Origin of the sequence: Lactobacillus helveticus DSM 20075 = CGMCC 1.1877 (assembly GCF_000160855.1) — a bacterium.
Taxonomy (GTDB): Bacteria; Bacillota; Bacilli; order Lactobacillales; family Lactobacillaceae; genus Lactobacillus; species Lactobacillus helveticus.
Map to the genome: position 1 here is coordinate 366,872 of NZ_GG700752.1, position 8,567 is coordinate 375,438.

The 8,567-nt window shown below is 37.6% G+C and carries 9 protein-coding genes and 2 pseudogenes; 7 read left to right on the plus strand and 4 right to left on the minus strand.

All coding sequences use genetic code 11. The features are described from left to right. Positions 1–238: 238 nt before the first annotated feature. Positions 239–673 (minus strand): hypothetical protein, encoded by a 435-nt coding sequence (locus tag HMPREF0518_RS01705; protein ID WP_003625498.1) that lies wholly within the window; start codon positions 671–673, stop codon positions 239–241. Positions 674–923: 250 nt separating this feature from the next. Between HMPREF0518_RS01705 and HMPREF0518_RS11100 the strand changes: the two genes are divergently transcribed. Continuing rightward, positions 924–1,031: a putative holin-like toxin gene (locus HMPREF0518_RS11100; protein WP_023191406.1), complete on the plus strand. Its 108-nt coding sequence runs from the start codon at positions 924–926 to the stop codon at positions 1,029–1,031. Positions 1,032–1,188: 157 nt separating this feature from the next. Here HMPREF0518_RS11100 and HMPREF0518_RS01710 read toward each other — a convergent pair whose 3' ends face one another. Further along, positions 1,189–1,590 carry a hypothetical protein gene (locus HMPREF0518_RS01710; RefSeq protein ID WP_023192975.1) on the minus strand — a complete coding sequence of 134 codons (402 nt, stop codon included), beginning with the start codon at positions 1,588–1,590 and terminating at the stop codon, positions 1,189–1,191. Positions 1,591–1,826: 236 nt separating this feature from the next. On the opposite strand from HMPREF0518_RS01710, the gene HMPREF0518_RS01715 reads away from it, so the two are divergent. The 3 genes and pseudogenes from HMPREF0518_RS01715 to slpH all read left to right on the plus strand — a co-directional run bounded on the left by HMPREF0518_RS01715 (position 1,827) and on the right by slpH (position 4,196). Then, complete coding sequence (locus tag HMPREF0518_RS01715; protein ID WP_003625502.1) at positions 1,827–2,042, plus strand: DUF1659 domain-containing protein; 216 nt, start codon at positions 1,827–1,829, stop codon at positions 2,040–2,042. Between the two features lie 45 nt (positions 2,043–2,087). Then, positions 2,088–2,356: pseudogene (locus HMPREF0518_RS01720) on the plus strand (DUF2922 domain-containing protein). Positions 2,357–2,876: 520 nt separating this feature from the next. Further along, entirely contained in the window at positions 2,877–4,196 is a 1,320-nt protein-coding gene (gene slpH / locus HMPREF0518_RS01725; RefSeq protein WP_023192974.1) for an S-layer protein SlpH, read from the plus strand. A gap of 124 nt (positions 4,197–4,320) precedes the next feature. Here the strand turns inward: slpH and HMPREF0518_RS10260 are convergent, their stop codons facing one another. Then, entirely contained in the window at positions 4,321–4,482 is a 162-nt protein-coding gene (locus HMPREF0518_RS10260) for a hypothetical protein (RefSeq protein WP_003625508.1), read from the minus strand. A gap of 19 nt (positions 4,483–4,501) precedes the next feature. Then, positions 4,502–4,927: a hypothetical protein gene (locus tag HMPREF0518_RS01730; RefSeq protein ID WP_023192973.1), complete on the minus strand. Its 426-nt coding sequence runs from the start codon at positions 4,925–4,927 to the stop codon at positions 4,502–4,504. 271 nt (positions 4,928–5,198) lie between these two features. Between HMPREF0518_RS01730 and HMPREF0518_RS01735 the strand changes: the two genes are divergently transcribed. The 3 genes and pseudogenes from HMPREF0518_RS01735 to HMPREF0518_RS01745 all read left to right on the plus strand — a co-directional run. Further along, positions 5,199–6,422: an SLAP domain-containing protein gene (locus HMPREF0518_RS01735; RefSeq protein WP_023192972.1), complete on the plus strand. Its 1,224-nt coding sequence runs from the start codon at positions 5,199–5,201 to the stop codon at positions 6,420–6,422. 18 nt (positions 6,423–6,440) lie between these two features. Beyond that, on the plus strand, positions 6,441–7,532 hold the full coding sequence (locus HMPREF0518_RS01740; RefSeq protein WP_003625515.1) for an SLAP domain-containing protein: 1,092 nt from the start codon (positions 6,441–6,443) through the stop codon (positions 7,530–7,532). 103 nt (positions 7,533–7,635) lie between these two features. Beyond that, positions 7,636–8,567: pseudogene (locus HMPREF0518_RS01745) on the plus strand (cation:proton antiporter); the annotation flags it as partial.

An 8,567-nucleotide genomic window follows, 5' to 3' on the forward strand; every position in this document is an offset into this window, starting at 1 on the left:
CCTTTTGATATATTCATTTTCATCTATTTTAGTTCACATTGCAAGTAAAATAATTTTGTTTTAATTTTTGGTTTGAAAAAGTAAGGTGTTCAATATAACTGACAGAAATACCCCAAAAGTGTTCGATATAAGTGACAAAATTTGCGTTTTTTGTCACTTATACTGAACACCTTGCTATTGAATAATATTTAAACACAAAAAAGGCTCCCAACTCGGGAGCCTTTTTCAATATTATAAATTATGAAAGTGATGAAGAAATCTTAGCACGTTGTTCTTCATACCACTTGTCCCATGCTTCGTAAGTAAGCATGTCTTCTGGCTTAACACCAGTCTTTTCGATCATAACGTCGAGCAAGTTCTTAAAGTTGTAATCGTGGTATTGCAAAACGTGATCAAGCAACTTCTTACGTGGGAAGTGAATGTTGTTCAAGAGATAACTGTTGATATCAACCATGTTGTGCTTTTCGTCGTAGAGGTTGATGATTTCGAGGTCATCTTCGTCAAATTGAACAATGTAGAAGTTAGCAAAAACCTTCAAGTAATCAGGTTGTTCCTTGAATTCTTCCTTAGGCATAGTAGTCTTGTTAGCTTCTGGCATTACGACTTTAAGGTCGTCGTTTTCTTCTGTTTCTTTATCAGCTTGTGCTTGAGCGTTCTTTTCTTCTTCAGTCAAAGTTGTTACCCCTTTATTAAAAAATAAATAGATGCAAAATCAATAATAATTCTACCGACTTCTGCAAATAAAAGCAAATTTAACTACTTTTAGGAAATTTCTTTATAATGTTTGCTTGTGAACATATATTTGAATTTAGTATAATTTTAGCCGTAGAAAAGCTGAAGTGGTGGCTATCCTGGAAGGGAATGGTGCTTATGAGTAAATTTTAACTCATACTTGCATATCCTAATAGAAAGGAGAAGCCCTCGTGTCTGTATCAGATGCGTTGCAGCTAATGTTAGAGTTCGACACATTTGTCGTAACACTAATTGCATTAGTTGTAGAGTTGATCAAGTTTTACGATCAACGAAAATAAAAAATAACTGCTTTAGCTCTAGCAAGCTGGCAGTTATTTAGCCAAAAAATTTAATTTACTAGATAGCACCGCTTACGCGATTCTACACTAAGAGGATGACAAATGAGTTATCCTCTTTTTCATTGCTTATTATAGCAACTTCATAAGTCTGCAGCAATTATTCATCACCAGAATCATCTGAACTCTGGGTGCTTGATGATTGCGCGCTGCTAGAAGATTGACTTGATTGGCTGATCGATTGTTCTCTACTACTTGAAGAACTAGATTGAGTATCGGCATCCTTGTCGCTGGATGAAGATGAAGCAGAACTTGATTGCTTATCTTTATCCTTATCCTTGTCAGAGCCGCTAGAACTAGAATTATCGGAACTTGAGTTAAATTCCTTATTCGCATCGTCATCAGAAGAGTTGCTGTTCTTTTCCTTATTATTAGACTTCACGCTAGAACTACTCTGATTGTTGTGCTGAACAGAATTATAGTGACTAACATAGGCGCCAGCGCCACCTCCCCCAATCAAAAACATAGCAAAAATCGCACCCCAAAAGATTAATTTCTTCATTAAAAATCTCTCTCCCATGTATTTTTGTGAATTAGGTTCATCGAGAACCTTAATTACTAAATTATAGTTTAAGGCATTTAGGTGAAAAAAGATAAATAGAAGATTTACTTTTAACTAATATTAAAAACTTTGGCTCATTTTTGGATCCCAGATTGTTAGTAATAGTGTAAGACATCTGGCCGGCAGGTTGATTACAACAATTCAAATCAAATTATTAAATAAGGTAGGAGAAAATTATGAACTTTGAATTAGCAGAACAATCAATCCAATATACATTTGGCAATAAGAGATACACTAATGGACTTAAGAGTCGCATGATCAAGAACGTGAAGAGGGGCGCTGCAGCTGAAGATCTCAAAAAAGTGGGTCAAGCAATTGCGAGCTTGCAAGAGGAAAGTCTTGACGATGTAATCTTAGTGCCAAAGCAACGCGTTATCGAAGTTGCTGAATAAGAAGGAAACTGGACCATTATAATAAGGAAATAAGGAGAAAATAAAATGGCTACAACTACTAAAACTTTGAAATTGCCTTTCTTAAATGGCGAAAAGAAGAAGAATAGTATTACGTTGGGGATGCAGTAGATAATCTTACTGAAGAACAAGTTCGTCAAGCGATGAACACTATTGCGTCAGCTAACGCCTTCGAGAAAGACGGTGTTGCATATTACGAAACTCCACAATCTGCTTCATATGTTGAACGTACTGTTAGTGACATCTTTAATGATAGCGCAAATTCTGAATCAGCATCTGCTGATAAGCAAGACTAATCTGTCTTTGCTATTAGAAATCATTCAAATAATCAGACAATTACAAAGAAAATAAGATAACTACACACAAAAATGTTTTAAAGAAAGCGTATAGAAATATTACTTTTTTAGATGATTTTGTTATATGTTTGTAAAATTTGAAAAAAATAAATAAAAAATTAAAGGTGGACGGAAGTCCGCCTTTTCTTGTTATGACTACGATTGAATTAATTCTGTGATTTTGGGTTGCGGGAAAGCGCGGCGGGGTAAGATATTAGATAAATATTACAAAAAGGAATTTTCAATTGATTTAACTTGCTATTTTTTGCTCAGGTTAGTAAAATAAGAATCGTGGTAAGTAATAGGACTTGCTTCAGGCATGACGCCTGTACGCATGCTGATTCTTCAGCAATGACTACTACCTCATGAGAGTTATAGACTCATGGATCTTGCTTTGAAGAGTTTTGTACATTATAGGCTCCTTTCTCATGCTGAACCTATGGCCTATTACATTTTTTATATTTCAAGGAGGAAAGACCACATGAAGAAAAATTTAAGAATTGTTAGCGCTGCTGCTGCTGCTTTATTAGCTGTTGCACCTATTGCTGCAACTGCTATGCCTGTTAATGCTGCAACTACTATTAACGCTGATTCAGCTATCAATGCTAATACTAATGCTAAGTACGATGTTGACGTAACTCCAAGCATATCAGCTATTGCTGCAGTTGCTAAGAGCGATACTATGCCAGCTATCCCAGGTAGCCTTACTGGTAGTATTTCAGCAAGTTACAATGGTAAGTCATACACTGCTAACTTACCAAAGGATTCAGGAAATGCTACTATTACCGATAGTAATAATAATACTGTTAAGCCAGCTGAATTAGAAGCTGACAAGGCTTACACAGTAACTGTTCCTGATGTTTCATTTAACTTTGGTTCAGAAAATGCAGGTAAGGAAATTACTATTGGTTCAGCTAACCCAAATGTAACCTTTACTGAAAAGACCGGTGACCAACCTGCTTCAACTGTAAAAGTTACGTTAGACCAAGATGGTGTTGCTAAGCTTTCAAGTGTACAAATTAAGAATGTTTACGCAATTGACACTACTTACAACAGCAATGTAAACTTCTACGATGTAACAACTGGTGCTACTGTAACAACTGGTGCTGTTTCTATTGACGCTGACAACCAAGGTCAACTTAACATTACATCTGTTGTAGCTGCAATTAATTCTAAGTACTTTGCAGCACAATATGATAAGAAACAATTGACTAATGTTACATTTGACACTGAAACTGCTGTCAAGGATGCTTTAAAGGCTCAAAAGATTGAAGTAAGCTCAGTAGGTTACTTCAAGGCTCCACATACTTTCACTGTTAATGTTAAGGCAACTTCAAACAAGAACGGTAAGTCAGCTACTTTACCAGTAACTGTAACTGTTCCTAACGTTGCAGATCCTGTTGTTCCAAGTCAAAGCAAGACTATTATGCACAACGCTTACTTCTACGACAAGGACGCTAAGCGTGTTGGTACTGACAAGGTAACTCGTTACAACACTGTAACTGTTGCTATGAACACTACTAAGCTTGCTAACGGTATTTCATACTATGAAGTAATCGAAAACGGCAAGGCAACTGGCAAGTACATCAACGCTGACAACATCGATGGTACTAAGCGTACTTTGAAGCACAACGCATACGTTTACAAGACTTCAAAGAAGCGTGCTAACAAGGTTGTTCTTAAGAAGGGTACTGAAGTAACTACTTACGGTGGTTCATACAAGTTCAAGAACGGTCAACGTTACTACAAGATCGGTGCTAACACTGAAAAGACCTACGTTAAGGTTGCTAACTTTGAATAAAAATTAGCCAACATTGACTAAGCGAGAAAACGAGGCATTTGCCTCGTTTTTTCTTTTGCTTAAAAAATAAACGCATTACTCTTTCAGGAACATCAGAGTAGTGCGTTTTTTGATTCTTTAATTCTTACTCTTTAGTTGGATTTGTTTTTAAAGCTTCAGTCAAATGAAGATTATCTAAGTTAGCCTTTTGAAGAATAGTGTAGGTATGAACTTCCACTTGATTAGGTTCACCATTGAGATAGGCACGGTATTCATTTAAAGATTCATTAATGATAGATTTACTCATTTTTCCTTCTCATATTTACCTAATAATTTTCTTCTACTAACTTCTTAATTTCATCGCTAGATAAGTCGTCGCCATAGCTGTGTAATACTTTTTCAAAAATCACTTCAGAAGAAAGATCAACTTGCTTTAATGCTTGAATTAAAGTAATTGCATCTTCCTTTTTGGCTTCTTCAGTAGCCTTTTCCGCTGCCTTTATTGCAACCTGATTCATCTCATAAGCCAACTTATCCATGTCATCGACCCACTTTCCACTATTAACATAATGATCGATATCCTTTTGCAAGTCGGCAATATAGCCTTGAGCATGGTTAATCACGCCATTCATGTAATCTAAGAAATCCAACATCTTTTGGTTAAGATCGCGGTTCTTGCCCATAGAGTTGAAAACCTTGATATGCATGCCTGCATTAAATTCAATAGTCTTAGTCTTACGAAAGAATATCATCAATTGATTGCTAAACTGACTGAGAGCTTTAAAAGAATTCAAGAAGAGAATCGTGCTAAAGGCAGTAAAGGTGGCAACTACAAAAATAATCTTAACTTTAGAATTGATAGTAAGTTCTTTACACTTTCTTAAGATTGTACAACTTTCCTAAAGTACAATAAAAAGAGTGTAATAGAAATATTACTTTTTCCGTACAAATGGTATGAATGGCTTGTTTCCTTATTATTTGCTGGATACAATAAAGGGTGTTATACAAGGAGGAAATTATCTCATGAAGAAGAGACTTTTGACCAGCATAGCTGCCGCAGTTGTGTTGACTTCCACAATTGCCCCAGCATCTAATATTTCTGCAATTACTGATCTTCGTAGCCAAAAAGTTTCTGCTGCTACTGATGCACAAACAGAATTTTTGAATAAGGCCGCTAAAGAAGCTGTTAAAGCTGCTAAAAAATATGGTACTTATCCGTCAGTTATGATTGCCCAAGCTATTATTGAATCTGGCTGGGGACAATCTGGTTTAGCTGTGAATTCTAACAATCTTTTTGGCATGAAAGCCGATGATAGTTGGTCAGGTGAAAGCTATCTTGCTAGAACTCGTGAAGAGAAGGATGGCAAAAGCTATTACATCAACGCCATATTTAGAAAATACAATTCTTTAAAAGAATCATTTGAAGATAACGGCAAAAAATTACGTGAAGGCGTGTCATGGCAACCACTTCGCTACAAGGGCGCTTGGCTTGAGAATGCCAATACTTATGCCGAAGCAACCAAGGCTTTAACTGGTACTTATGCTACAGACAGCAAGTACGACATTGCACTTAATTCTAGAATCACCAGCCACAATTTGAACCAATATGACCCAGTGATTTCTAAGACTACCAAGCATTACACCGTTGAAAAGTCAGGTTCAGTTTATAATTGGCCAACCGACCATTCAGTAGCTAAGGCCGTTGGCTCCGTTAAGAGCGGCGAGAAGGTTACTGTAACCAAGACCATTACTTTCCACGATGGTTCATCTAGAATGTACATTGAAGGAAAAGGCTGGATCAACGGTACCTCTTTAACTAAGGGCAAGACCACTACTAGCGAACCAAGTACTCAGGCTCCAAAGGGTGCAACCAAAGTTGAAAAGAACTTGATGCACAATGCCTATGTCTACGATGCTAAAGGCAAGAAGATTAAGGGCAAGATGTACAAGATCAGTGACGAAGAAGGCAGTAAGTTAATCGCTACTTACGGTACTAAGACTATCAAGAAGAAGACTTATTACCGCGTCGGTGAAAATGAATACATTGCAGCCGGCAACATTGATGGTACTCTTAGATTCTTGAAGCACAATACCTATGTTTACAACCAATACGGCAACCGCGACAACACTTTAAAGCGTAAGAAGAATGAACAAGTTGCTACATACGGTAGTGCTGTTAAGATCAACGGCAAGAAGTATTACAGAATTGGTATCCGTCAATACATCAAGAAGTCTAACTTCATGTAATAAGAACGGAGGCCTGATTTGAAATTAAAGAAAATTTTAGCAACTTTAATTGCGGTATTGGGGCTGATTACAGTGGCTAATGTCCAAAGTGAAAACGTTCATGCTGAATCAATCAACACGCTAGCCCAAAAATACAAATATAGCGGTGTGACTTATTTATACAAGATGCTGAAGCTTGAAGGTATTAAGTACAATAAGTTCCCTGGCGTTGAATACGAAAATGGCAAGCCAGAAGGAATCGTGGTTCACGAGACTGACGATCCTGGTGCTACTGCCCACGATGAAGCGATTTACTTCAACCGTGAATGGATGAACATCAATGCTTACGTTCATGCCTTTGTCGACAGCAAGCAGATCATTCAGATGAGATCACCAGATATGGGTACCTGGGGTGCTGGTCCTAAGGCTAACAACCGTTTTATCCAGATTGAGCTTTGTGAAGAAAACAGCAGGGATGCATTTGCTAAGTCAGTGAATAACGATGCTATTTATATTGCAAAGCTGCTTCACCGTTATGATCTCAAGCCTGACAATGCTTGTGATGATGGTGAAGGGACTATTTGGTCTCACCACGCTGTCAGCACATATTTAGGTGGTACTGATCACGTTGACCCAGATGGCTATTTTGCAAAATGGGGCTACGACATGGATCAGTTCTATTCTTTAATCGAGTATTATTACAACTTGCAGAAGAAGAATGAACATACCTATACCAAGGATCCAAACAAGACGAAGGAAGAAGTTCCTGCAGTTCAAGGTGCAGTAACTCTTGGTCACGATGCTTATATTTACACCGAAAAGGGCAAGAAGACCAAGACCTTGAAGGAGGCTGGCAGTCCTGTTGTTGTGATGGGCTACAAGACGATCAATAAGAAGAAGTACTACAAGATTGGCAAGGATCAATATGTTGATGCTTCTAACATTGATGCTACTGTTCGCACAGTGAAGAATGAGACCTACTTGCACACCAGAAGTGGTCGTGTTGAAAAGCAAAACAAAGTTAAGGAAGGCAGCCGCGTATTAACTTACGGCAGCAAGATCACAATTAAAGGTCAAAAGTATTATGCACTTAACGCTACACAATATATCTTAGCTAAAGATATTGAATAGAAGTGTAGTTGATTTAACGCTAGATGAGTATTTGTTAGAATATCATCTAGCGTTTTAATTTTAAAAATGAAATAATTAACTCGTGTTGAAAGAGAGGGAGTATATGGCACAATTATCACTATTTTTAGTAATTTTGTTAGCGCTAGTCATTCCAATATTTATGGCGCGCTTTCAGATTAGTAATGTACCAACCGCGGTTGCCGAAATTATTGTCGGCATCGTCATGGGATCCAGCGGTTTTAACCTAATTACATCAACGCATGATCTAACCTTTTTATCTAATCTAGGTGTGATCTTATTGATGTTTTTATCTGGGATGGAAATTGATTTTGATTTATTACAAAGAAAAAATAATCCTAAAGGAAAGTCGCAAGCAGGAAAGACGGTCGATCCTTTAAAGACTGCGATTACTGCCTTTATCGGAATCGTGGTCATGGCTTTTGTTTTAGCCTATATCTTACGGCTCACCGGATTGTTCAGTGAAGTCATGTTGGCCGCCATTATCTTGATGACTGTGGCACTTGGTGTGGTTATCGCCACCTTGAAGGAAAAGAATATCTTAGGTCGCCCAATCGGACAGACTATTTTGCTAACTGCCGTACTTGGTGAAGTTATTCCTTTGCTTTTGTTAATGATTTACGCATCTGTTACATGGTGGCAACGCTGAACAATTATGGTTGATTATTCTGTTGTTTGCTGCCGCAATTTTCTTGTTGCGACGCTTCAAGCAACCATATTTGTGGTTTGCCAAGATCACGAAGGCAACTACTCAGCTAGATATTCGGTTAGCCTTTTTCCTAATTTTTGCATTAGTAACCGTTGCTGAAAGAGTTGGTGCTGAAAATATCTTAGGTGCCTTTTTAGCAGGGATGGTCATGAAGCTGCTTGAACCAAGTGAAGCTACTAAGGATAAGTTGACCTCAATTGGTTATGGTTTCTTCATTCCGATTTTCTTCATTATGACGGGTGTAAGACTTAACTTGCGGTCACTTTTTGCACACCCATCTTCATTGATGTTATTGCCAGTTTTGGTTA

Coding starts and splice junctions, on each gene's coding strand:
- HMPREF0518_RS10260 (WP_003625508.1), bottom strand. CDS start 4,482: ATGAGTAAATCTATCATTAATGAATCTTTAAATGAATACCGTGCCTAT.
- HMPREF0518_RS01735 (WP_023192972.1), top strand. CDS start 5,199: ATGAAGAAGAGACTTTTGACCAGCATAGCTGCCGCAGTTGTGTTGACT.
- HMPREF0518_RS01715 (WP_003625502.1), top strand. CDS start 1,827: ATGAACTTTGAATTAGCAGAACAATCAATCCAATATACATTTGGCAAT.
- slpH (WP_023192974.1), top strand. CDS start 2,877: ATGAAGAAAAATTTAAGAATTGTTAGCGCTGCTGCTGCTGCTTTATTA.
- HMPREF0518_RS01710 (WP_023192975.1), bottom strand. CDS start 1,590: ATGAAGAAATTAATCTTTTGGGGTGCGATTTTTGCTATGTTTTTGATT.
- HMPREF0518_RS01730 (WP_023192973.1), bottom strand. CDS start 4,927: ATGATATTCTTTCGTAAGACTAAGACTATTGAATTTAATGCAGGCATG.